This is a genomic window from Reichenbachiella versicolor (assembly GCF_003171675.1).
GTDB lineage: Bacteria > Bacteroidota > Bacteroidia > Cytophagales > Cyclobacteriaceae > Reichenbachiella > Reichenbachiella versicolor.
In genome coordinates, this window is sequence record NZ_QFZQ01000003.1 from 111,720 (window position 1) to 136,178 (window position 24,459).

Genomic DNA, 24,459 nt, shown 5'->3' on the forward strand with positions numbered 1-24,459 from the left:
GATTGTAATTTATTTACCTATTGTTGATTTTAGTATGAATTATATAATTAGAGAGGTAACAGCAAAAGATGCAGAACAGATTGCTGAAATATATAATTATTATATTCTTAATAGTGTTGCAACATTTGAGGAAGAGTTGATAGATCCTAAGGAGATTCAAAAAAGAATATCTAATATTTTGGAATCGGGTCACTTTTGGTTTGTTGTAGAATATAATGGTAACCTGATAGGTTATTCTTATTCTAGTCTTTGGAAAGAAAGGGTATCTTATCGTTTTTCAGCTGCAGTTGCGGTTTATTTGGATTTAAATTTTACTGGAAAAGGGTTAGGGAACAAGCTTTATGAGGCGTTATTTAAAAAATTGAAAGAGAAAAATATTCACACTGTAATAGGTGGTATTACTCTACCGAATGAAGGCAGTGTAGCATTACATGAAAGTTTTGGTATGAAAAAGGTCGCACATTTTTCAGAAGTTGGGTTCAAGTTTGGAAAGTGGCTTGACGTAGGTTATTGGCAAGTCATTTTGTAATAAAAAATGTTAAAAAAAGGCTGTCTTAAATTCGACAGCCTTTTTTTAATTTAATCAATTTAAATGACCACACGTCTAATCTTATTGAGAGGAATTGATAATCCTCCATGAAGGGTTAGAAACTTTTCAGTCACTGCTAAAATCTTAGCATCTTTTCTTATTAAACTACCTTCTTCATTGATATAATGTAATTCAAAACTCTCATTATATAATGAGCTTATTCTTGCCGCTCGTTTGAGGTCAGAGATCATTTGCTGGTTGACTACAGTTACTTTTTCTACAACTGAATTGTACTGCTTATCTTTTATCAATTTAACTGCATTTATCATCTTTCTACTATTTTAATTTTTAATTGATTTAAAGGTCAGATGGATGTTTGATTAACAAACTTTGGCTTAATCAATAAAAGATCTTGAGACAGCAATACAAGAGAAATAGATTGGTTTGTTGTGGTAAGAGTGAGATCCTTGGTCGATCCTCCGTTGTATATTGAAAGAGAAGGAGGTACTCCTCGTTTTTTACTTTATGAGATTTGGTAACCTTTACTACATGTCTCGATATAATTAATTCTTTTTCATTAGTTTCATAGACCTCTTTTTCTACCACTATGGGAGCAGATATTAATGCTGACAGTAAGCAGGCAGTTACTAATAAAGACGAATTATTTATAATTAACATAAATAAATGTAAATAATGTATTACATAACAATAAGTTTATGAACGATGAAGGTGAAGTTTGGTTTTGTCTAGCAGTTACTTTTCTTTTTCTCTGAAAGGAATTGTCGTGTTTTTACATAAGAGCCAAGGTTCTTGATTGAGGAGCTTGGTAGGTTGGTTATGGCTATGAGAAATAAGAAGTGATCCAGAAGTTAAGTTATTAACTGTAAACAAAAACAAAGCCTTCAGGATTGAATTGAAAAACTCAATGATCTTGAAGGCTTGAAAAAAGTAGTATAACGTTTTTTTAATTGACTTGAGCTAATAACTCTTCAGTCCATTTGTAAAGAATCTCAGATTCTTCTTTAGTCAATTCTTTGTCTGGATATTTAGATAGAAACTTTTCTGGAGGCATTTCACCATCTTCTAATACTTCTTGTACACCGTATAGTTTCTTCGCAAGAAAAGGCTTTTTCATAGTAGGTAAATCTTGCCAAATAAGCTCATCCTTAGCTTTATCGTTTTTGGAATCAGGATTATGGCAGCTCATGCATTTATTGTCCACGATAGCCAATACGTTTTCCGGGTATTCAAATAATCCTGCAGGTATTTCCTTTGTTGAAGAAGTTGATTCAGATGATTTTTTTGATTTTGAGCATGAAGTTAAACATATGGAAAGGAAAGTGATAGATGTCAGAAGAACGAATAATCTCATTTGTTAGAAGTCTAAAATTAGAGGGAAGACGACTGATAATTTTATTATTACGTCTCACTGCCCTTTTGTGAAATTCTTGATTGCCCTTATCAATCTAATGTATTGATTATGAAATTTTTCAAAAAGGTGTTTAAATCAAACCAAAACTGCGAAAAGCCATTTTTTACACTGCTCATGGTGTGGTTAATCTTTTGATTACCTCTGCAGCCATTGTCATTCCAAACATAGCTGGCATATAGGAAATAGTGCCATAGAAAGATTTTTTATAATGAGATCCGTCAGTTAGTTTTAGAGAGCGTTTTGATTGAATTTCTTCTGAAAACACACATAAAATCCCTCTTGTTACGCCTTTTCCTCTCAAAGTTGCCTTAAGTTGCTGGGCGAACTTACATTCTTTCGTTTTGCTCAGGTCTCGAATTTTTATTTTGGATGGATCGAGTTTTCCACCAGCTCCCATAGAAGAGATGAATTTAGCTTTCATCCTACGAAGGGTTAGTAAGAAGGATATTTTTGGAACAAAGCTATCTATGCAATCAAGTGCAAAGTCAAAGCGGTTTTCTAATAAGAAGCTATGCATAGAATCGGGTTCCATGAATTGGTCGATGACCGTAATATTAAGTTTTGGATTAATATCAATAAATCGCTCCTTTAGTACATGAGCCTTAAGTTGACCAACGGTAGAATCCAAGGCTGGGAGTTGACGATTTTTATTAGTAGGGTCTACTTCGTCTCCATCAATGATCGTAATCTTGCCTACTCCAGCTCTAACTAATGTTTCTGCGGCATAGCTACCTACTCCGCCAAGTCCTACAACTAATAGATTTGAGTTTTTGAGTTTATCAAGAGCTTCAGTTCCGATTAATAGTTCAGTACGTTCTAACCAGTGACTCATAGCTTAAAGAATTGCTTTGCGTTTTTGTTGATTTGTTTGCTAAGGCTAAATAGATCAGTATTCAGCATTTTCGCAGCGCGAATATATACATCCTTGATGTTAGCATTAGCCATGCTATCTGTTTCTAAAAACAGTCGATCCAAGGGTATAGTTTTTAACAGGCTACTAAGTTTGGAATCTGGCATTTCTGGCATTAGAGATAAGTAAAAGCCTTGCCCAATTAACTGTTTGGCTAGTGTAGGATGTCTATTATAACCGTGTATACACCATTTTTCAATGTTAGGATATTCTTTCTTGATTTTAATTATTTGGTCAGATGCTCTTACACAGTGAATAATAACCGATTTGCCAAGCTCAGATGCAATGTTGAGTTGAGCCTTAAGAGCTAAGGTCTGGCTTGCAATATCTAAGCCTTTGAGTTTATCTAGTCCTATTTCCCCCATTCCAAGGCATTTAGAATTATTGAGGTTTTGTTTAAGTAATGAAACTTCTTCTATTGAGATCTTTGGAGTAGCCCACCACGGGTGTATGCCGATAGTGAAATATTCAAAAGGTTTGTTTTGACCTAAATGTAATGAGACCACTTCCAGTGTATCGGGTTCACCTTGATGTCTAAGGCGATGAGTATGAAAATCGAGGTAGGATATTTTTTGTAGTATATTCAACTAATTACATGTAATATTTTTTGAGCGAAATTCACTAATTCACAAACTTTAAAAAAATATACTAAAATGAGATCACACGAGATTGATTATAAAATTCAAGGTAATGATATGCAGGTGGTATCGATAGAACTTGATCCACAAGAGACAGTCATCGCTGAAGCTGGAGCTATGAATTGGATGGATGGAGATATTTATTTTGAAGCCAAAATGGGAGATGGTTCACAGCCAGATCAAGGAATCTTTGGGAAATTAATGAGTGCTGGTAAAAGAATGTTGACTGGAGAATCAATGTTTTTGACTCATTTTACTAATCAGGGTCATCAGAAGCAACAAGTATCTTTTGCCGCTCCTTATCCTGGTAAAATAGTCCCATTGAATCTTCAACAGTTAGGTGGTGAGATATTGTGTCAGAAAGATGCATTTTTATGTGCGGCTAAAGGAACTCAAATTTCAATTGCTTTTACACAAAAATTAGGGTCAGGCTTCTTTGGAGGAGAAGGTTTTATACTTCAAAGCATAAAAGGAGACGGGATGGCATTTATGCATGCAGGAGGTACTGTAGTGGAAAAAGAGCTTAATGGAGAAACTTTAAAAATAGATACGGGGTGTATTGTTGGGTTTACACCAGGTCTTGATTACAGCATAGAAAGAGCGGGTAATCTAAAGTCAATGTTTTTTGGAGGAGAAGGTCTTTTTTTGGCTACTGTCAGAGGTGTAGGGAAAGTGTATTTACAGAGTATGCCATTCTCAAGACTTGCCGATAGAATAATAGAAAGTGCACCTAAGGCTGGAGGTTCTTCTCAAGGAGAAGGTTCTGTTTTAGGAGGTTTGGGTAGGCTAATTGATGGCGATTAAGTACATCAGAGCGTAGTTGAATAGTGCCCTTTGTACTGGTAAAGGAAGATCTGTCTATAAGGACGGAGAATTTTAGGGTGTTATTCAAGTTCGCTTTGTGGATTTAGGGCGTAAATCCGAAGATTAACTGAATTGCGGTTAAAGAGGGATGTTTCTCCTAAATGCACAGCCAAAATCAATTATTGATTCAGTTTTAGAAATGCCCTTTATGTGATCAATTTGATCGTAAAGTATACTTCGCATCTCTTCATTACTTCGAGCAACTATTCTAACGAACAATGTGTATTGCCCAGATATGTAGTAGCATTCTGTGACGTTAGGGATCTTTCTGAGCTCTTCTACTATTGATTCGCTACTTGAGTCTTCTTTTAATGTCAATCCTGTGAAGGCTGACCATTCATAACCAAGCTTTCTTTCATTGATTACTGGGGAAAATTTTTCCAATACACCATGCTCTATTAAGTTGTTAACTCGCTGATGAACAAGGGTGTTTGATACTTTAAGGTCGTTAGCAAGACCTGAATAGGGCATTCGGGCGTCTTCTGAGAGTTTATTTAATATGTTTTTGTCAATTTGATCTAGTTCTTTCTTCATATTGGTCAAAATTAAAGTTAAAAAGGCAGTTTAATTTTTAAATTGACATTTTATTATTCTTATTTGCGTCATAATTAAATTGTTATAACTGAATTCATGTCAAATATCACTTCAGAATTTATTAGTCAGGAATCTAAATTTAGTGCTCACAACTATCATCCTTTACCTGTAGTACTTTCTAAAGGGAAAGGCGCTAAGGTATGGGATATTGAAGGAAAAGAGTATTTTGATTTCTTGTCGGCTTATTCTGCAGTAAATCAAGGGCACTGTCACCCAAGAATAGTTGATGCTTTGACTGAACAGGCTCAGCGATTAACACTTACCTCGAGAGCTTTTCATAATGATCAGTTTAGTTCATACGCCGAGTATATTACTTCAGTATTTGGCTTTGATAAAATTCTTCCTATGAACACTGGAGCTGAGGCAGTAGAGACTGCAATGAAAATTTGTAGGAAATGGGCTTATGACAAGAAAGGTGTCGAAGAAGGGGAGGCAGTAATTCTATTCGCTAGTGGTAATTTTCATGGAAGAACCTTAGCAGTTATTTCGGCATCAGACGATCCAGATAGTAAAGGAGGTTTTGGTCCTTACATGAATGGTATTGGGCAAGTCGAGTATAATAATATCGAATCTCTTCAAATAGCTCTTCAGGATAAAAATGTAGCAGCATTGATCATCGAGCCGATACAAGGAGAAGCCGGGGTGGTAGTTCCTGATGATCGTTATATGAAACAGGTAGGGCATCTATGTAAAGAGAATAATGTAATACTAGTTGCGGATGAAATTCAAACTGGGATTGGACGTACAGGCAAGATGCTATGTATGGAAAATTACGATGTGAAACCTGATATGGTTCTTCTCGGAAAAGCACTATCAGGTGGTACAGTGCCAGTTTCAGCAGTGCTGACATCTAATGAAGTTATGGATGTAATTAAACCAGGTCAGCACGGATCAACTTACGGAGGTAGTCCATTAGGATGTGCAGTAGCTGTAGAAGCGTTGAAAGTGGTTCAAGAAGAAAGCATGATGCAGAATGCTATACAGATGGGTGAATTGTTTAGAAAGAGAATCGCTGATATCGCATCAAAAACGGACTTAATCACAGAAGTAAGAGGGAAAGGGTTGTTGAATGCTATAGTAATTAACTCAGGAGAAGAGTCAGATGTAGCTTGGAATATATGCGTGGATTTAATGAGTAAAGGTTTATTGGCTAAGCCAACTCATGGAAATAAGATCAGATTTGCTCCGCCTCTATGTATTACTAAGGAGGAAATGGATGCATCTCTAGACTTGATTGAAGAAAGTATTATGAAATTTCAAACTTCTACAATAGAAGCTTGATTTTAAAAGTTTAGTTGAAAATGGCCTTAGTTTATAAGGTGGTTTTAGGGTTTGGGTTGTCTGGTTTTTTCAGACAGCCTTTTTTTTCTAATTTTTGTAAAAAAAGAATTTTGAATAATAATCTTAGTCCTTATCAGAACAAGTGAAAAGTAGTTTCAATATGGGATTTAACAGTGTTTCATATGTTTTGTTTCGAGGATCGTTACACGGTTTGATTAAGTCTAAAAACACTTCTATTATTGTATTGTAATGCTTAAGTCTTTTCGATATTCTTTCGTTTCTTCAAGTTTAATGTTTAGAACTATGAATCTGATAGGAGTTCATCCAACTCTCAATAATTAGATGTTTTTGAATGGAGTGTCATACTCTGAGTAAAGAGCTTTGTTTATATCTAACAATTGTATTCACTAAAACCCAATTCAAGAATGATAGTTCTTTGTTTTTTAGCGTTCAGCTATTCTTAAGTGAAGTTAAAAAGCCTCAAGAGTGTGTATGGCAGCGAGTGTAGGTAAATAGATAGGAGTAGAAATTAATAGACTTGATCGATGATAACTATTTCAGCCTTAAGCCAAATAAAGAAACCCTTAATTAATAGCAACTGGAGTCGGTCGTGTTTTGCCGGCTCCGTTTCTTGTTTCTGAGCTAGATGATAAAGTGATAGTCTAATTTTTCGTTTTAGTAAGGTGATAGGTTGGTCACCTTATTAATTGTTTAAAGGAAGAAAAACTTCAGCAATCATACATCTGGCACTACCTCCACCGTTATGCTCTATCGTGTCTAAAGGACTAGATATGATTCTATGATTGTGCTTTAAAAGTTGGTTTATTTGATCTTGGTCAAGAGCTTTATGTGCAGATTCTGACATAATTAAGATTTTATCTTCTTTGTTGTTTTTTATTTGGAGCATATTTCCTGCGAATCGTTCTAGTTGTATTTCTGTCAATTCTATAATTTCTTTATTCATTTCTTTCAATTTGTTTACTACCATTCTTCTTTCGCTCTCTTCATCAATGCAGTCTAGACAGATTACACAAAAAGTGTCGCCCATACACATCATGACATTGGTATGGTAAATAGGTTTTCTTTCACCTAATACGCTTTGGTTCGCGTTGAAGGCAAAAACCTTGTAACCAAATTGTTTTTCAAAATCATACAAAGCAGGTACTTGAGTTCTTTCAGATAGCGCTGCAAAAGCTACTTTGTTTTTACGGTCAAGTACTAAACTACCGGTTCCCTCTAAGAAAATTTCATTCGTTTCCCAAGTCGTCATGTCAATTACTTTGGAAAGATGGAATCCCTCTTTTTGAAGTCTCTCAAGAATATCGGACCTTCTTTCTAATCTACGATTTTCAGCAAACATTGGAAACAATCCCACGGTGCCATCTTCATGAAAAGAAATCCAGTTATTCGGAAAGATTGAATCTGGAGTATCTGTTTTGAAAGTGTCTTGTGTTACTATTACATTTATACCGTTATGTATTAATGTATCAACCATTTGATCAAACTCTTTAATGGCTTCTACTCTCACTTGGGATGGTGCCAGGTCTGATGATTGTTGGTAATAATTGTTTATCGCTGTCTCTTCATTTTTTCTAAATTGACAAGGACGAATCATCAAGATGTTGTTTGTTAGATGTTTATGCATTTTATTCTCGGATTAATGGTAGGGTGGTACACCTGAAAAGTCCTCCCATTTTGGAAATAGAACTGTAGTCTACTTTTTCTACTTTAAAACCTCTTTTTTCTAGTTCTTTATTCAGTTTATAAAATCTTATATCACTGATAATGATGTTTTTACTAATAGAAAATACGTTAGAGTTCATGGAGGAAGTTTGCTCTTCATTTAGAAAAATACAATTCTCTTTCCCGAAATAGTCAATGATATAATCTACGTCCTCTTTGTTCTTGAAACCTGAAGGGCCAATAATGCAACTGTTCTCTCCGATAGGTTGAAAACAGCAGTCCAGATGCAAAGTATTGATGTTAGGGTTTGTGTCTGACTTGTTAAGTTCTATCTTTTTTAAAGTGTAATTATTGATGTTATTATTAATTTCTTTTAAAGCAATATTATTTGTTCTGCTTGTTTTGAATTTACTAAAATCAGGCTCTTTTGAATAGCCTATGAAAACATGATCTTTCCATACTATAACATCCCCTCCCTCTACTCTAGATTCTTTAGATAAGCGTATTGTCTTTTTAGGCGAAATTAAATTTAATATTTTGTCAAGCGCATCTTGTTCATGACTTCTATCTTCTATGATATTTGGTAGGAAATAAGTGTCCCCAATTACGAAACCTAAATCTCTTGCATATACTTGATTAGTATCGGATAAATTCTCGGGTCTATATACTTCTATTTTGTAACTATCTAAAATAGAGTTTATTGTATTGAGTTCTTTTGAGACTGTGTGTTCACTAGGGTAGTCAGAATTAACTACGCTCTGATATGATGTTGCATCATAAGTTTCGCTCAGTGTTGGTACATTTCCCATGTCCATACCCAAGCCAAGTATCACAGCTTTTAGCTGCGATGATTCATCAGTTATATTTAAGTTCATTGACATATTTATTGATTGTCATTTAGCTTTTTCCCCTTAACTAATAGCCAATGAAACTAGGACGAAGGTAAAAGCATTTTTTAATTTTTCAAGGGTTGTTAACTTTTTTTAGACTTATAATATTTTGGGTATGCCCAAATAAATATTGTTATTAAAAAATATATTAATACTCTAAAACTGTTTGATCAAACGGCGCGTTTCATAGATTTGCAGACTAATCATTACAGTTATGTCAAACGGAATATTCACCGTGCCGGCTCCGGTCAACGAGCCAGTATTGGATTACTCTGTCGGAAGTTCAGAGAGAGAATCAGTTAAGTTGGAATTTGAAAAGCAGAAAAGCGAAGTTTCAGATATACCTATGTATATAGGAGGAGAAGAGGTTTTTACTGAGGAAAAAGTTTCCATTAATCCTCCTTTTGAGCATGCGACTATCATTGGTCATTATAACAAAGGAAATGCTAGTCATGCAACTAAGGCAATTGAGGCTGCGACAAAAGCAAAAAAAAGCTGGGCCAATATGTCTCATACAGATAGAGCTGCAATTTTCTTACGGGCTGCGGATTTAATATCTGGTCCATATAGAGATAAAATTAATGCAGCAACGATGCTGTGTCAATCAAAGAATATCTATCAGGCGGAAATTGATTCTGCTTGTGAGTTGATTGATTTTCTTCGCTTTAACTGCCATTTTATGGAGCTAATTTATGCAGATCAGCCACTGTCATCTTCAGAGACATGGAATAGGATGGATTACCGTCCTCTTGATGGCTTTGTATTCGCAGTGACTCCATTTAATTTCACAGCAATAGCAGGTAATTTACCAACAGCTCCTGCAATGATGGGGAATACTGTGATATGGAAGCCTGCGGACTCACAGATTTATTCTGCAGCAGTTATTATGGAGGTACTTATTGAGGCTGGATTGCCAAAAGGAGTGATTAACTTAGTGTATGCAGACGGACCGGAAGTCGGAGATATAGTTTTTAACCATGCAGATTTTGCAGGACTGCATTTTACTGGTAGTACACAAGTTTTCAAGGATCTTTGGAAAACAATTGGAAGTAAATTAGATGTGTATAAATCATACCCTAGAATTGTAGGAGAAACTGGAGGAAAGGATTTTATTTTAGCTCATCAGTCTGCTGATCCGAAGGCAGTATCTACGGCGATGATTCGTGGAGCATTTGAATTTCAAGGTCAAAAGTGTAGTGCGGCTTCTAGAGCATATATACCAGCTACGCTTTGGGATGAAATAAATAAGTATCTAGCAGAAGATTTAAAAACAGTAAAAATGGGTTCCCCAGAAGATTTTTCAAACTTCATAAATGCTGTAATTGATGAACGTGCTTTCGATAAGATTGAAGGTTATATTGAGATGGTGAAATCAAGTACTGATGCTGAAATTATATTTGGAGGTAAATGTGATAAGTCCATTGGCTACTTTATTGAGCCTACTGTTGTTCTTGCTAAAGATCCTCAATTTGTAACCATGAAAGAGGAGATTTTTGGCCCTGTACTTACAGTATATATCTACGATGAAAAAGAGTATGATAAAGTCTTGCAATTAGTAGATACGACATCTTCTTATGCTTTGACTGGAGCAATATTTGCTAAAGATCGAGAAGTGATATCTTACACTACTAGAGAACTAAGTCAGGCAGCTGGTAACTTTTATGTAAATGATAAGCCTACAGGAGCTGTTGTAGGTCAGCAGCCATTTGGTGGAGGTAGAGCTTCTGGTACCAATGATAAAGCGGGTTCTATGATGAACTTACTTAGATGGACTTCTCCTAGAAATATCAAGGAGAACTTTAATTCTCCTATTGACTATAGGTATCCTTTTATGGGATAGGTCTTTAGAGTTTTTAAAGCCATAAACGTCTAAAATACGTTTATGGCTTTTTTCTAAATTCAATTCACCATTTTTTTCTAACAGTTCACCTTCTTTATTCTTCAATCCACCGATATAGAGTTTACCACGATCGGGTGTCATCCTAAGTTTGCATTGTAATCGAAAACAAAACAACAACACAAACAATAAAACGATGAACACTTTGAAAAGCTTATTAATCGCCGTAGTACTATTCGCCTCTACTTCAGTTTTTGCTAAAACAGGAAAGTTATTGGACGAGACTAAAACAGCTGCTATCGATGTAGTGATTGAGCAGCAGAGAAGTGGGAAAGTTATTGTTGGCTTCGAGAAATTTGGTTCAGATATAGTGAAGATCAAAATTTATGACGAAGAAGGAAACGCGGTTTATTCTGAAAGAGTAAAGAAGGCAACTTTAATGCTTAAGAGATTTGATGTTTCTTTATTACCAGAAGGTGATTATTCATATGAAGTTTCTATTGCTGATTATGCGGTAGAAAAAACAATAACTAAGTAAGAATTTAGAATATTTATAAAAAAATAAAAGGCTAGCTCACACTTTTGAGCTGGCCTTTTGTTTTTCTACTATTCACTATCAGGTCAAAATGTGTAGTTCATATTAGACAATAACAAAAAGGCTGTTGAGACTTGTTGAGTTTGCTGCCACAGCTGATTTTTTATTACCTTCTTTCAAGGGTTATTAGTTGTTAGTAAGGCTTGATTAATATCCTCCCTGATATTTTCTTACGAGCCATTCTATCGTTGCTAATAGAATGATTAGAGCAAGTAACCATTTAATGTTTATCACAGATAGAATTTCTTCATTTGAGGAAATGCGATTTGGGAATTCTTTATTCATTAGCGCATGCTGTAAATCATTAATGTTTGCAGAAGTATAAAATGACCCTTGGTTGTTTTTGGCAATGCTTCTTAGCAGATTAAAGTTTGATACTCGGTTTAAACTTTCCAGTCTGATTTCTTTTACGCTAAATACTCCTTTTACTCTTTCCTTTTTATTATTGACCGTAGCTGTAGCCTCGTAGTTATATATTCCTTCTTTCAGATCAGTGATTTCTAATTTTGATACTCTAGAAGAAGGAGTGAATATGTATTCTCTTTCAAAAGCATTAGGTCCTGTCACGGTGAATTTTATTTCTGTGCCGTAAATGCGTTCATACAATTCATTGTAGAGTTCCGCTTTGAATTCTATGGCTTCGTTACTAGCAAACTCTTCTTTGGTAGTGTATGCTCTTAGTTTCTTTCGATTTTCTTTGGTCGACAAATATTTGATAGCTTTCATAAACAAACCGTCAAATGCTCTTGTGTCATTATTTATAGCAAATTCTTGCATCCTCCATTTCCAAATACCTTCTCCATATAGTACACCTGATTTTAAGCTATTTGACTCACCTATAAAAAACAACGGCCGTCTGGTTTCTATTGAACCTACATTTTGAAATAATAGAGCTTCGTGCCCTATTGGTACAGAGTACTCGCCATACGGAACTGATATTGGAGGAAAGCTCTGATAGATTTTAAATTCATTAGGGTCGATTTCAAATTTGCTGAAAGCTTGATTGACTGAACCAGTTACTTGATCATGTTGACTTCTCTTTTGAGTAATGTTGATCAAAGGCTCCATCTTGTTTATGGTTTTTATGTATGATCGATTTCCTAATACAAATAGCATAGGTGTTTTTTGCTTTTTTAATGTCTCAATAAGTTTTAGAGTCTTATTGTATCGATCGTATGGGTTATGAATAATTGCAAGGTCAAAACCTTCTTTTGACTTTGGTTCTTTTACATGCGGTATCCAAGTTTCTAATTGAAAATTTTGGTTTTGCTCGATGACAGCAGCCAACGCTTTGATGTCTGGGTGTGGTGCCGGTGCTGCAATTACTATTTTAGGTTTCCCTTTTACGATTTCAATAAAAAGTCTCTGAAAATTGTTTTCTGTTATTTCTTCATTGCCTAATGGAGCAACTTCAATTGATAGTCCCATTAATCCAGCTTTAAGAGCTTCTATTTCAAATTCTACCCTTTGAAGAGCTGTTTCTTTTGTAAACTTAATGACTTTGCTTTTGATGGTTTTACCAGCTTTTTTAATGTCAATTCTTGTGGTATTACCTTTGAAACCATAATTGGCTACTTCTGCGATTACGGGAAACTTATTGTCTTGATAAGCTACTTTATTATACAATACATTCTTTAGAACAATATCTGTAGGTTGGATAGTGTCACCAACTCCTATTACATTAATGGGGAGTTTATAGGGGAAGTAATCTGGAGATGCTCCTTTGTTATAAATGCCATCTGAAATCAGTATTAGGGAAGCGACATTCTTATCTTCATATTGTGCGTCTAGGTTTTGTAACCAATTATTAAGGTTTGTTTCTTGGTTCTGAAATTGAACTTGATTCAGATTTGATTCTTTTCCAGAAAGCATTTCCAAGGATATGTCCATCCCTCTGGCATACATTTTTTGACGAATGGTCTCTATGGATGTTACAACACTGTTGAGCTGTTCTTGATCTCCGTTAGTCATAGACTGAGAGTCATCAATAGCGAAAACAAATAAGGGTCTTTCAATGTTATTTTGGAATTGCTTCATCATTGGATTGAGCAACAACACCATAATAAAGAAAAGGAGTATGACTCTCAAGCCAAATAATGTCCAATTGAGCCATTTAGGCCAAGGATGTTTTTTCGAATACAGTAAATATGAAACTCCCACACTTATGAGCGTTATTAATGCAAGGTATGCAGGACTGTAATCGAAGTTAAATATTGGCAATATTGAAAGTTTTTGATTCCTAACTGGGTGAAATTTCATGAAGCAATCTAAAAGACTCAATTGTTTCAGATTGCTTCATAAATCGTGATTAATCGAAAGATTTAGGTCAACATTGCACCACAAACATTGATTACTTGACCAGAAATGTATGTTGATTGATCACTGCCTAAAAATACACAGCAATCTGCCACTTCTTCTGGTTTTCCACCTCTTTTCATAGGGATAGAATCTCTCCATCCTTGAACGGTTTTTTCATCTAAAACTTCAGTCATTTCGGTTTCGATAAATCCTGGAGCCACAGCATTGCTCCTAATTCCTCGTGACCCTAGTTCAAGTGCTACTGATTTAGTAAAACCAATAATTCCAGCCTTAGAAGCTGAGTAATTTGCTTGCCCGGCATTTCCTCTCACTCCAACTACAGAAGAAATGTTGATTATAGATCCAGCTTTTTGTTTCATTAATGTTCTAGTAGCTGCTTTTACAGTATTGAAACAAGATTTTAAGTTTACATTAATTACCTTATCCCATTGTTCTTCTGACATTCTCATTAGAAGAGTATCCTGTGTGATACCAGCATTGTTAACTAATATGTTAAGGCTTCCAAATTCAGAAACTACACCATTGATTAATTCCTCAGCAGCTGAGAAATCAGAGGCGTCAGATCTGAAACCTTTAGCTTTTACACCGAATGCTTCCAACTCCTTAACAAGAGCCTCACCCTTTTCTACACTTGACAAGTAAGTAAATGCTACGTTAGCACCTTGTTCAGCATATTTTAATGCGATAGCTCTACCTATGCCTTTTGAAGCACCAGTAATCAACGCATTCTTTCCTTCTAATAATTTCATTTTTTGTTACTATTAATACAGTTAACTAAAACTCAGATTTTTAATATGCCTCCAAAATTAAGAGCTTTATTGAATCAGGGATTGATTTTAATAGATTTTTGAAATTTTGCATCAAGAGGTTGTTTACATTCAGCTTTAAGAGTCTTTTACTTTCGGCTCCATGTAGTTAAGTTTTTTTCTGAAACCAAAGCGGTTAAATTTGCGTCCCTAATCCGATCTCACGATGTTCGGTAACGATCAAATTGAAAGTAATTTAATATGGCAAGTAAATACGATATCATAGTAGTAGGTAGCGGTCCTGGAGGATATGTGGCAGCTATCAGAGCTTCTCAACTTGGGAAGAAAGTAGCAGTAGTAGAAAAGGCTGAGCTAGGCGGGATCTGCTTGAATTGGGGATGTATCCCTACTAAAGCGCTGTTGAAAAGTGCTCAGGTTTTTGATTACATTTCGCATGCAGAGGATTATGGTATTAAAGTAGGAGCGCCTGAGGCTGATTTCGATGGAATGGTCAAAAGATCTAGAGGCGTAGCTGATACTATGTCTAAAGGAGTTACTTTCTTATTGAAAAAGAATAAAGTGGACGTTCTCACTGGCTTTGGTAGATTGGATAAATATAAGTCTGTAGTTGTGACCGGTGAGGACGGTAAAGAAGAGACTTATCAGGCAGATCACGTGATATTGGCAACAGGTGCTAGATCTAGAGAGCTTCCAGCTCTTCCAATTGATGGTAAGAAAATCATAGGTTACAGAGAAGCAATGACGCTACCAAAGCAACCAAAAAAATTAGTAGTTGTTGGTTCAGGAGCTATTGGTATTGAATTTGCTAATTTCTACAATTCTATAGGTACTGAGGTGACTGTAGTAGAGTTTATGCCAAATATAGTTCCAGTAGAAGATGAAGATATATCTAAAGCACTGAAGAGATCTTTTGAAAAGTCTGGAGTAAAAATCATGACTAAGTCTGAAGTGACTAATGTGGACACAAGTGGCGACGGTTGTGTAGTAACAGTAAAAACAGCTAAAGGTGAAGAAACTATCGAATGTGATGTTGTTTTGGCAGCAGTTGGAATTTCTCCAAACTTAGAAGGTATTGGTCTGGAAGAAACTGGAGTAATGACAGATAAAGGTAAGGTAGTTGTAGATGATTACTACAAGACTAATATACCAGGTATTTACGCAATTGGTGATATTGTTCATGGACCAGCTTTAGCTCACGTTTCTTCTGCAGAAGCTATCATCTGTGTAGAGAAGATTGCTGGGATGAGTCCAGAACCATTGGATTACGGAAATATTCCAGGTTGTACATATTGTTCTCCTGAGGTAGCTTCAGTTGGTATGACTGAGAAGGCTGCTAAAGAGGCTGGATATGACATTAGAGTAGGTAAATTTCCTTTCTCTGCTAGTGGTAAAGCACAAGCTGGTGGAAGTGCAGAAGGGTTTGTAAAGGTTATTTTCGATAAGAAGTACGATGAGTGGTTAGGTTGTCACTTAATTGGTGCTAATGTCACAGAGATGATAGCTGAAGCAGTTACTGCTAGAAAACTAGAAACTACAGGTCACGAAATTCTTAAAGCAATTCATCCACACCCTACGATGTCGGAGGCGATTAAGGATGCCGTAGAGGATGCATACGATGAAGCTATCCATTTATAAAATTTAGCAAGAAGTTCTTTAGAAAGCCTCGATTTGGTATTTGTCCAATTCGAGGCTTTTTTGATTAAGAAGTAATTGAAAGTGTATGTTTGAATTAGCTTCGACTCATTTTTATACTTACTAAAAGTTAAAACGTCTTTTTTACGGTTAAAAGAAAAATCTAATGTCAGTTCACCTAAATTTTTGTGAATTTCACCCAACTTATTCCTCACTCCACCGACATGAACTTTAACAGGCTGTAAGGCTGCTCTATGTTTGCATTGTAATCATTAATAAACAACAACAAACACAACGTAACATGAAAGCATTCAAAAGCACTTTAATAGCAGTATTAGTTCTCGTATCTACATCAGTATTTGCAAAGACTGGTAAATTAGATGAGACAAAAACTACAGCATTAGATGTAGTTATTGAGCAACAGAAGAGCGGTAAAGTCTTGGTTGGGTTCGAAAATTTCAGTTCGGACGTTGTGAAAATTAAAATCTTTAATGAGGCTGGATCAGCAGTGTATTCTGAAAGATTAAAGAAAGCTGATTTAGTTCTTAAAAGATTTGATGTGTCTTCTCTTCCTTCAGGGGAGTATTCTTACGAAGTTTCAATTTCTGATTATTCTGTAGAAAAGACATTTAATAATTAAAGAATTTAGTCTTATCATCATCATACTACTGAGCAGCTCGGCGCAAGTCGGGCTGTTCGTTTTTGTATAGATGCATACTGAACTTAATCCCTAAGTGATAGCCCTTTGGGTTAAGATGCTTTATTTCATTTAGATCTTCTTTACCCTAATATACCTAGATCTATTTGAGGTAAACTGACATCTATATGTGCTCATTTTATTTCTGAATAGAATATGGTAAGAAGTGAAAATAGAAAAGGCGATAGATTCTTTCATATCTCTATCCTTAAACACTATCGATATACTATGGGATTTGTAAGTGTTTGTATAGGAAAGTATTGAGTCAATATTAAATGTTGATTCTGTAGAAATTGACATCCAGCCTCTTTCTTTATGTCTTTTTGCAGTAAAACGTCAAATTGACGTTTAATGAAATATTCATCCTTCAGTTCACCTAATTATTTATACAATTCACCCGGCATATTCTACATTCCACCGCGAATAGATTTACTAGCCTGCATAACTGCCGTAAAATTGTACTGTAATCAATTAACAACGATACAAACAACAGCATAAGATGAAAACAATTAAAAGCACTTTAATCGCAATTCTAACACTAGTTTCAGTTTCGGCTTTCGCTAAGACAGGAAAGTTAGATGAGACAAAAACTGCCGCATTGGATGTAGTAATAGAGCAGCAGAAAAGTGGTAAAGTATTAGTTGGATTCGAGAACATGAGTACCAATGTTGTTAAAATCAAAATTTATGATACTAACGGTTCAGCGGTTTATTCTAAGAGAATCAAGGATGCGAACCTTATGTTGAAAAGATTTGATTTGTCTGCTCTCCCAGCTGGGGAATATTCTTACGAAGTATCTTCTGCGGGTTATTCAGTAGAGAAGACAATAGTTAACTAAAGAATTTAGTCTTATCATCATCATATGTTACGGGTTCGATTTTGATCGAACCCGTTTTTTTTGCTCTAATCAATATCCATAAACTCTCATTCTGTTTTCGAAGTAAACCGTGTTATATATATTTGCACATGTAAGTGATTACTTACTATGACTGAGAAGCAAGAAAATATATTAAGCGCAGCATTAGAATTATTCGCAGAGGAAGGGTTCAAAGCTACTTCCACTAGTAGGGTAGCTAAGAAAGCTAACGTTTCTGAAGGGTTAATTTTTAGACACTTTAAAAACAAGGAAGGACTTTTAGAAGCAATCATTCAAAAAGGAGAGGAGAAAGCCAAGCTGATGTTCGCTGATATTGTTCTTGAAACAGAACCTAAAGAAGTACTCAGGAAAACTTTCCAAATTAAGGATGCAATGGCAGGAGATGAAAAGGAAGGTGCCTTTTGGAAACTCCAGTATAAACTAAAATGGGAGTTGGAAAGGTACGGAGAAAATAAGATGGAATCTTTAAAGGTCGCTTTACGGAATGCCTTTAATAAGTTAGGATACGAAGAACCAGAAGAAGAAGCGGTTAACTTGATGGTTCTAATAGATGGTCTAGCTACCAGGTTCTATTTACAAGAAGGCTTCAACATAGATTCACAGATTGAATTTTTGTATAGAAAATACAACATATAAATTTTGTGTCACACATGTAAGTAAGTACTTACATATAATTAAATAAACATGAAAAATACAGCGTTAATTACAGGAGCGTCAACAGGGTTAGGTAGAGAGTTTGCTAAACTTCATGCTCAGCAAAAAGGGGATTTAATAGTAGTTGCAAGAAGCATTGATAAACTTCAATCCTTGAAAGTAGAATTAGAAAATCAATACGATGTAGAGGTAAGGGTTATAGCTAAAGATTTGTCTCAGATCAACTCTGCAAATGAAGTATACAATCAGGTCAGAGAATGGGGAGTTTATATAGATTATTTGATTAATAATGCTGGTTTTGGAGGAGTGGGTAAATTTCATGAACGACCATGGGAACAAGACCTGTCTATGATTAATTTAAATATTACAACTTTGACTGCACTGACTAGGTTGTTTTTACCCGACATGGTAAAAAGAAATCAAGGTCGAATTCTTAATGTTTCTTCTACTGCAAGTTTATTACCTGGCCCTTTGCAAGCGGTATATTTCGCAACTAAAGCCTACGTTACATCTTTTAGTAATGCTCTAGCTGAGGAATTAAGTGATACGAAAGTTACTGTGACAGCTTTGTTACCAGGTGCTACTGAAACAGAATTTGGAGCTACTTCTGGAATGGATAAAACGAGTCTATTTGATAAATTGGCTACCGCCTCTTCTGTGGCTAAAGATGGATATAATGGTATGCTTACTGGTAAACTGGATGTAATTTCTGGAGTTAGATTTTCTCAAAAGTTACTAATGAGTACCATTCCATTTACTCCTAAAAAAATGGTTTTAAAGCAGATGAGGAAAATGCAGGAGATAAAATAAAATACAGTTTTTTAATCGTTTTGCAATAAGGGTTTAAACACGAGTATATAAGTATACTACTCATTGAAAACTTTTTACTCTAAAGTTTCGGGATTTTTGACGAGTAAATATTATAGCTCTATTCTTAATTGTGTGAAATTAATCTCAATATGATATTGCCATGAGGTTAATGTAAAATGACGATCTTAGTAGAAACTTAATCGCTATGGGAAAGAAAGTATTAATAACAGGAGCTACAGGTATGGTCGGTAAGGCTGTGATGCTGGAGTGCCTTGAACATGATGGTATTGACGAAGTATTGGTACTGAGTCGTTCACTAGTAGGTGAAAGTGATCCGAAGCTGAAAGAGCTTCTTATAAGTAATTTTAAAGATTATTCTGGATATAAAGGCTTACTGAAAGAGTACGATGCCGCTTATCTATGTATGGGAGTAAGCGTCGCAGGAAAGTCTGAAGAAAAGTATACCGAGATTACTTATGAGTATACCATGGCTTTAGCAAATATACTATATGAATTAAATCCGGATATGGTGATCACCTATGTGTCTGGAGAAGGCACTGATTCGTCAGAACAAGGTAAGGTAATGTGGGCTAGAGTGAAGGGTAAAACTGAAAATAACCTTATGAGGAAAGGGTTTAAGGGTGCATATATGTTTAGACCTGGTATTATTATTCCGTTAAAAGGAATTAAATCAAAAACCAAGCTTTATCAATTCTTTTATGACTATTTCATGTGGGCTATCAAGCTGTATAGGAAGATCAAACCAGAAGCTGTTATTACTACTACTCAGCTTGGTCAAGCTATGATCAACGTTACCTTTCAAGGGTATGATCAGGATATTTTACAGCCTAAAGATATTATTGATGTTTCTAGGGTTAAATAAAGATAAAAGCAGAAACAAGTGAGAAAGTATCAGCGTTTTCATGTTTAATAACAACAGCTGAAATTAGAAATGACTAAGTCAATTATTCAACGTTTTTTTGTGTTTACTATTGCTGTTTTAGTAACTGCAATAGCCGTTGTACTGTATTTCCTTATTTCTAATAAAGCTCCATTATTATATGGAAAGGTAGACTTTCAAGTTTCTTATAAAAAGGATCTTTTTCTGGATATATATTATCCCACAAGTCAAAAATTCGCCAAATCTCCTGTGATTCTATATTTTCATGGTGGAGCTTGGGTAACTGGTATAAAAGGGTCTGTAAATACCAATAAGTTCAATGGTGCATTTAATCGTCTACGTGCCAATGGATATACAGTAGTAAGTGCAGAATATACGCTTGCCAAAGAGGGGTATTCACCTTTCCCTGATTGTATACGAGATGGTTATGACGTAATTAAATGGATTGAGAATAATGCAGATAGCCTAAACCTTGACCTCGATAATTTTGGGTTGATGGGGGAGTCTGCAGGTGGTCAGATCGCCATGCTGAATGCTTTTGCTGATCCGATCAATTATGGACTTCGTAAGTCAAAGCCTAATTTGAAATATGTTGTTGATATTTACGGTCCAACAGACTTGTATAATTTATATAAATCACCAACTATAGATTCTGTAAGCAAGTTTATTCAGAAGTTTCCCGAACCAATTCAAAAGCAACTAGATATTCCAAAAAGAGTATTCGGCTTTGACCCTGAATTAGATACTGCTAAGGCCATGAATTTTGCTTTGAAATTTTCACCTTTGACTTATCTGAGTAAAGATGTTCCTCCAATGCTGATCATTCATGGAGATGAAGATATTCTAGTACCAATAAAACAGAGTAGGGCACTTCAAGCTGGTTTGGTTAGTTTAGGAATCAAAAGTGAATTTCATGCAGTACAAGGAATGAATCATGCTTTTCGTGGAGCAACTAAAGAACAAAAAGATAGTGTGCAATTTTGGATATCTGACTTTATAATGAAGCAGTATTCTAGTAGGTTAGCGAATAAAGCGAGGTTTATTGATGATTCTAATGAACAGGAGCTGTAGATAAAGTTTTATTCCATGCCACAATGGGATGCAGATACGACTATTCTATTACAATTGGGAAATCTTGTCCTTGAGAATAAGTTACGGGGAACTGAGGCTTGCTTTTATATTTTTGAGAGTATTCTGGAACTTGATCATCTATGAATGATTTTAATTCATAAATTGTGACCTTGCCATCCTTAGGAGCTCCGTCTGCTTTTCCACTCAAGGCCTCTAATAAAACATAGGTGAATAGTCCATGACCCAATTCGTCAAATTCACTGGCAAATTGCTCACTACCAGAGGCTGCTAAAACATGTACACCAGAACTTCGTGATAATTGAGCCATAGCTTTCTCTTCTTCAGCACCTCTGGAGGCAAACTGATCAGCAGAGGTCCCAGACTGACAGGCGTCTATAATTACTAATTGTTTCAAAGCTGGAATTTCAGCAAGCTTATTTTGTATGGTTTTAGCATTAAGCGCATAGGTTTTTAATTTCTTAAGGTCGTATAGTCGAACATTTTCTGTCGGTACAAAGAAAAATTCTCCATCAATAGCAGATCCGTGACCTGCATAGTAAAAATAAAGTACGTCTTGAGGTTTGGCTCTAGAAGCTACTAAATCAAGAGTTTTTAGAATGTTTGCTTTGGAAGCATCGTTGTCATACACTGAGTAATAATTGATATGATCAAATAGATTCTTTCCTTTTTCCTTGATGGTCTTTTTAAAACTCTCAGCATCATTTTTTGCGTAGTTTAGATTGAGGGTAGGGTTTCGGTATTTATTGATTCCAATACAAACTACGTGACAAGTAATTTCTTCAATTTTTGACTTGCGTATGACTTCAATTTGAGTGTTTTTAGATTCTATACGATCAGTATTGAAAGCTGAAATAGTTACTTTATTGTTTCCTGAAACAAGGTTGAGTTTTATACTTTCATAAATCGATTTCCCAGGTTTTACATTATCAAAAGATACATTATCGATTGTGGAAATACGTTTGCCATTATGCATAACTCTTAATTCATCTATGCCTTGACCCATATTTGTTATTTTCACTATTACCTCAATAGATTCACGGTCAGTAGATTCTCTAGGTTTAGGTGATACGATTTCTACTTTTGGTGGGGGAGACTCTTTAAGTTGATTTTTGAGATAATTATTTTGAAATGTTTTGGTTCCTTCAGTAAGAGACTTTCTTAAAATATCTGGTTGATAGTACTTTTCGAAAAATTGATCTAACCCATAAGTCTCTAAGCCTTCAACGAAATAGACATATTTTTTTGCGAATTGTGTTGCGTCAAAGTAGCCGGAAGAAGTCTTACTGAGCCAATTATTTTTGTCAAAGACAATGTGGCTAAATAATTCGATGCCTTTTTCAAGATCCCAAAATCGAGTTGTGCCATCTAAACTGCTAGACACTAAAATCCGGTCATCTTGGATAAGTTGAATTCCAGTGATTTCACCTTCATGACCTTGAAATTTTCTTATTTCTTCGAAAGTTTTTGCATTCCAAAGAACAATATTTTTGTCTTTTCCTCCCGTTATAATGTACTGGTCATGATTATCGTATATCACTTGATTAATAGGCCCAGTGTGACCTTTTAATTTTCTTTCGATCAATCCAGTATTTGTATTCCAAATCTTCACAGTTCCATCAGAAGAGCTACTAATAAACTCAGAGCCTTTGACTTGTAATGAATTGACTATATCAGTGTGTCCCACAAATTTCTTAGCCGGAAGGCCAGAGTCAAGCTCAATAAGTTGAAAGGTTTTACCCAATCCTCCAATGAGTAAGTAATTGTCTTTGTGAGCGAATGATAATACAAATGGTGAGTTTTGATCAAATGGATATCGTTTGATTAACTCCCCTGTTTCTAGGTTCCACAGTATTGCCGATCCTTCCCAACTACCTGTGGCTAAAAGTTGTTTATTTTTACTTATAGCTATATCAAATACAATTTCTCTATGCCCTTCAAAGCTCATTACTTTTTTACCTGTATTGACCTCCCACAAAACCACATTACCTTTTATGTCTCCAGTAATAATATGGCGGCTATCTGAAGTGAAAACATAGCTTACAATATAGTGTTCACCCAGAAGCTGAGCAATTCTGCCAGTTTCCAAACTCATTAAGTAAGCTCCGTCAGGCTGATGACCTATAATCATCCATTTTTCATCTGGGCTAATCAGTCTTTTGTTTTTTAAAGCCAGATATCGATTAATGTGTGAGTGCAAATATGAGTTCTTTTCGAAAGGAAGTCCTCGGTTAGTTTGTGCAGATTGGTAACCCTGTAATTTGGTAATCAGTTCATTAGTCTTAACATTCCAAATTTTAGCGGTTTGATCATTTGACACCGTTACTAATTGTGAGCCATCTGGGTTAAACGAAGCATCATTAATTACTTCTTCACCGTGTTGAAAAGTAGCATTATTATTGTTTTGAAAATCAAAAACCTTTACCTGCTTTTCATAGTTCAAAAAGTAATGTTTCTTAGATAGTCCTACAGATTTTAGACTTTCAATCTTTTTATTGGAAAGTTGTGTATTCTGCTTACCCGTTAATGTCTGAAATCCACTTTTAGATGCATATAAAATACTATCTCTTTTTATGTCAAAGTGAGCCCAACATCCACCACAGCTACTCGGGGTTATATTTCTAATAGTGTCAGTTGGTATGCCTGAAGATATATCATAGGTAATGAGTAGACCATTGTCCTGACCAATAATTATTTCTTGCTCATTTTTGAATGCAACTTGGACACCGTACTGTGTCTTGTTTACTTTAAATTCTTGAATTAGTTTTTGACTTTCGATTTCAATCAACTGTGCCATCCTGTTATTACCACCTAATAAAAGTTTAGTTCCATCGGAAGAAATAGAGATAGAGTTGATCCAGAAATCGGTAAATATTTCCTTCTTTTTTTTCCCTGTTATGTAGTCCCAAAAAATAACTTTCTTATCGTAGGCTGCACTTATTAGAACTTCTTGAGAAGGATGAAAGATGATGTCAGAAATTGTTTTAGTATGACCTGTGAAGCTTCTTAGTTGACGGCCTGAAACTACTTCCCAAAGTATGATAGACTGATCTTTGCTTCCAGTTGCAATTAGTTTTCCATCATTAGAATATGCAACTGTGGTAAGAGCTGCTTCATGTCCTCGTTGAATAACTGTTTTAAAGCTTTGTGAAAAACACTGATTAACAATAAGAATCAGTAATACAAGTAGAGATTGAAGTTTCATGAATCTAAGTTAGTTTTATAAAGATGAATAAAATGATAGACTCTTACAGGCATATTAATTGTACAATATTAGCATATAAAACCTTTGGTGTTCAATCTAAACTGTTATCGCTTCATAGCTCCTATTTATACGTTTCCTCAGAGACTGAATTTATTTAAAAGGTTTCTTTTGGGATTTACTAAATAGAAGTCTGCTATGTCGCAGTTTGAGTTCTGTATTTGCGCAAGCGTTTGCTCAAGATGTTTCTGTGTCAAT

Annotated in this window: 22 protein-coding genes; 12 read left to right on the forward strand and 10 right to left on the reverse strand. The window is 35.3% G+C overall.

The genetic code is table 11. The annotated features are described in order from the left end of the window. Positions 1-34: 34 nt before the first annotated feature. Positions 35-529, forward strand: a complete 495-nt coding sequence (locus tag DKG80_RS08655; protein ID WP_221409088.1) for a GNAT family N-acetyltransferase — start codon at positions 35-37, stop codon at positions 527-529. Positions 530-588: 59 nt separating this feature from the next. Here DKG80_RS08655 and DKG80_RS08660 read toward each other — a convergent pair whose 3' ends face one another. The 4 genes from DKG80_RS08660 to DKG80_RS08675 form a co-directional block, all read right to left on the reverse strand. Next, positions 589-858, reverse strand: coding sequence for a hypothetical protein (locus tag DKG80_RS08660; protein WP_109830938.1), 270 nt, complete (start codon positions 856-858; stop codon positions 589-591). A gap of 635 nt (positions 859-1,493) precedes the next feature. After that, positions 1,494-1,901: a heme-binding domain-containing protein gene (locus DKG80_RS08665; RefSeq protein ID WP_109830939.1), complete on the reverse strand. Its 408-nt coding sequence runs from the start codon at positions 1,899-1,901 to the stop codon at positions 1,494-1,496. 172 nt (positions 1,902-2,073) lie between these two features. Further along, a complete protein-coding gene (locus tag DKG80_RS08670) occupies positions 2,074-2,793 on the reverse strand; it encodes a tRNA threonylcarbamoyladenosine dehydratase (RefSeq protein ID WP_109830940.1) in 720 nt (239 codons plus the stop codon). After that, a complete protein-coding gene (locus DKG80_RS08675; RefSeq protein WP_109830941.1) occupies positions 2,790-3,458 on the reverse strand; it encodes a TatD family hydrolase in 669 nt (222 codons plus the stop codon). Before DKG80_RS08675 ends, DKG80_RS08670 begins: the two co-directional genes overlap by 4 nt. Before the next feature lie 66 nt (positions 3,459-3,524). On the opposite strand from DKG80_RS08675, the gene DKG80_RS08680 reads away from it, so the two are divergent. Next, entirely contained in the window at positions 3,525-4,313 is a 789-nt protein-coding gene (locus DKG80_RS08680; protein ID WP_109830942.1) for a TIGR00266 family protein, read from the forward strand. 138 nt (positions 4,314-4,451) lie between these two features. Here the strand turns inward: DKG80_RS08680 and DKG80_RS08685 are convergent, their stop codons facing one another. Then, on the reverse strand, positions 4,452-4,907 hold the full coding sequence (locus DKG80_RS08685) for an Lrp/AsnC family transcriptional regulator (RefSeq protein ID WP_109830943.1): 456 nt from the start codon (positions 4,905-4,907) through the stop codon (positions 4,452-4,454). A gap of 96 nt (positions 4,908-5,003) precedes the next feature. On the opposite strand from DKG80_RS08685, the gene rocD reads away from it, so the two are divergent. Then, entirely contained in the window at positions 5,004-6,248 is a 1,245-nt protein-coding gene (gene rocD, locus DKG80_RS08690) for an ornithine--oxo-acid transaminase (RefSeq protein ID WP_109830944.1), read from the forward strand. Positions 6,249-6,951: 703 nt separating this feature from the next. On the opposite strand, the gene ctlX is transcribed toward rocD, so the two are convergent. Beyond that, the gene (gene ctlX / locus DKG80_RS08695; protein WP_109830945.1) at positions 6,952-7,893 is read right to left on the reverse strand and encodes a citrulline utilization hydrolase CtlX; all 942 of its coding nucleotides are present in this window, start codon (positions 7,891-7,893) and stop codon (positions 6,952-6,954) included. A 1-nt stretch (position 7,894) separates the two neighbouring features. Beyond that, positions 7,895-8,806 (reverse strand): dimethylarginine dimethylaminohydrolase family protein, encoded by a 912-nt coding sequence (locus DKG80_RS08700; RefSeq protein ID WP_162555770.1) that lies wholly within the window; start codon positions 8,804-8,806, stop codon positions 7,895-7,897. A 229-nt stretch (positions 8,807-9,035) separates the two neighbouring features. Here DKG80_RS08700 and pruA point away from each other — a divergent pair, with 229 nt between their 5' ends. Then, the gene (pruA, locus tag DKG80_RS08705; RefSeq protein WP_109830947.1) at positions 9,036-10,661 is read left to right on the forward strand and encodes an L-glutamate gamma-semialdehyde dehydrogenase; all 1,626 of its coding nucleotides are present in this window, start codon (positions 9,036-9,038) and stop codon (positions 10,659-10,661) included. 193 nt (positions 10,662-10,854) lie between these two features. Further along, positions 10,855-11,196 (forward strand): hypothetical protein, encoded by a 342-nt coding sequence (locus DKG80_RS08710; protein WP_109830948.1) that lies wholly within the window; start codon positions 10,855-10,857, stop codon positions 11,194-11,196. Positions 11,197-11,400: 204 nt separating this feature from the next. On the opposite strand, the gene DKG80_RS08715 is transcribed toward DKG80_RS08710, so the two are convergent. Together DKG80_RS08715 and fabG are read right to left on the reverse strand one after the other, a co-directional pair. After that, positions 11,401-13,512, reverse strand: coding sequence for a hypothetical protein (locus DKG80_RS08715; protein ID WP_221409089.1), 2,112 nt, complete (start codon positions 13,510-13,512; stop codon positions 11,401-11,403). Between the two features lie 62 nt (positions 13,513-13,574). Continuing rightward, a complete protein-coding gene (gene fabG, locus DKG80_RS08720) occupies positions 13,575-14,321 on the reverse strand; it encodes a 3-oxoacyl-[acyl-carrier-protein] reductase (protein ID WP_109830950.1) in 747 nt (248 codons plus the stop codon). Positions 14,322-14,579: 258 nt separating this feature from the next. Between fabG and lpdA the strand changes: the two genes are divergently transcribed. The 7 genes from lpdA (at position 14,580) to DKG80_RS08755 (ending at position 20,981) form a co-directional block, all read left to right on the forward strand. Beyond that, complete coding sequence (gene lpdA / locus DKG80_RS08725; protein WP_109830951.1) at positions 14,580-15,974, forward strand: dihydrolipoyl dehydrogenase; 1,395 nt, start codon at positions 14,580-14,582, stop codon at positions 15,972-15,974. Positions 15,975-16,272: 298 nt separating this feature from the next. Further along, positions 16,273-16,611 carry a hypothetical protein gene (locus DKG80_RS08730; RefSeq protein ID WP_109830952.1) on the forward strand — a complete coding sequence of 113 codons (339 nt, stop codon included), beginning with the start codon at positions 16,273-16,275 and terminating at the stop codon, positions 16,609-16,611. A 556-nt stretch (positions 16,612-17,167) separates the two neighbouring features. Then, a complete protein-coding gene (locus DKG80_RS08735; protein ID WP_109830953.1) occupies positions 17,168-17,506 on the forward strand; it encodes a T9SS type A sorting domain-containing protein in 339 nt (112 codons plus the stop codon). 147 nt (positions 17,507-17,653) lie between these two features. Then, positions 17,654-18,181, forward strand: a complete 528-nt coding sequence (locus DKG80_RS08740) for a TetR/AcrR family transcriptional regulator (protein ID WP_109830954.1) — start codon at positions 17,654-17,656, stop codon at positions 18,179-18,181. A 48-nt stretch (positions 18,182-18,229) separates the two neighbouring features. Further along, the gene (locus tag DKG80_RS08745; RefSeq protein ID WP_109830955.1) at positions 18,230-19,009 is read left to right on the forward strand and encodes an SDR family NAD(P)-dependent oxidoreductase; all 780 of its coding nucleotides are present in this window, start codon (positions 18,230-18,232) and stop codon (positions 19,007-19,009) included. A 205-nt stretch (positions 19,010-19,214) separates the two neighbouring features. After that, positions 19,215-19,892 (forward strand): NAD-dependent epimerase/dehydratase family protein, encoded by a 678-nt coding sequence (locus tag DKG80_RS08750; protein WP_109830956.1) that lies wholly within the window; start codon positions 19,215-19,217, stop codon positions 19,890-19,892. 69 nt (positions 19,893-19,961) lie between these two features. Further along, positions 19,962-20,981: an alpha/beta hydrolase gene (locus tag DKG80_RS08755; RefSeq protein ID WP_109830957.1), complete on the forward strand. Its 1,020-nt coding sequence runs from the start codon at positions 19,962-19,964 to the stop codon at positions 20,979-20,981. A gap of 40 nt (positions 20,982-21,021) precedes the next feature. Here DKG80_RS08755 and DKG80_RS08760 read toward each other — a convergent pair whose 3' ends face one another. Further along, the gene (locus DKG80_RS08760) at positions 21,022-24,204 is read right to left on the reverse strand and encodes a caspase family protein (RefSeq protein ID WP_109830958.1); all 3,183 of its coding nucleotides are present in this window, start codon (positions 24,202-24,204) and stop codon (positions 21,022-21,024) included. Between the last annotated feature and the right edge of the window lie 255 nt (positions 24,205-24,459).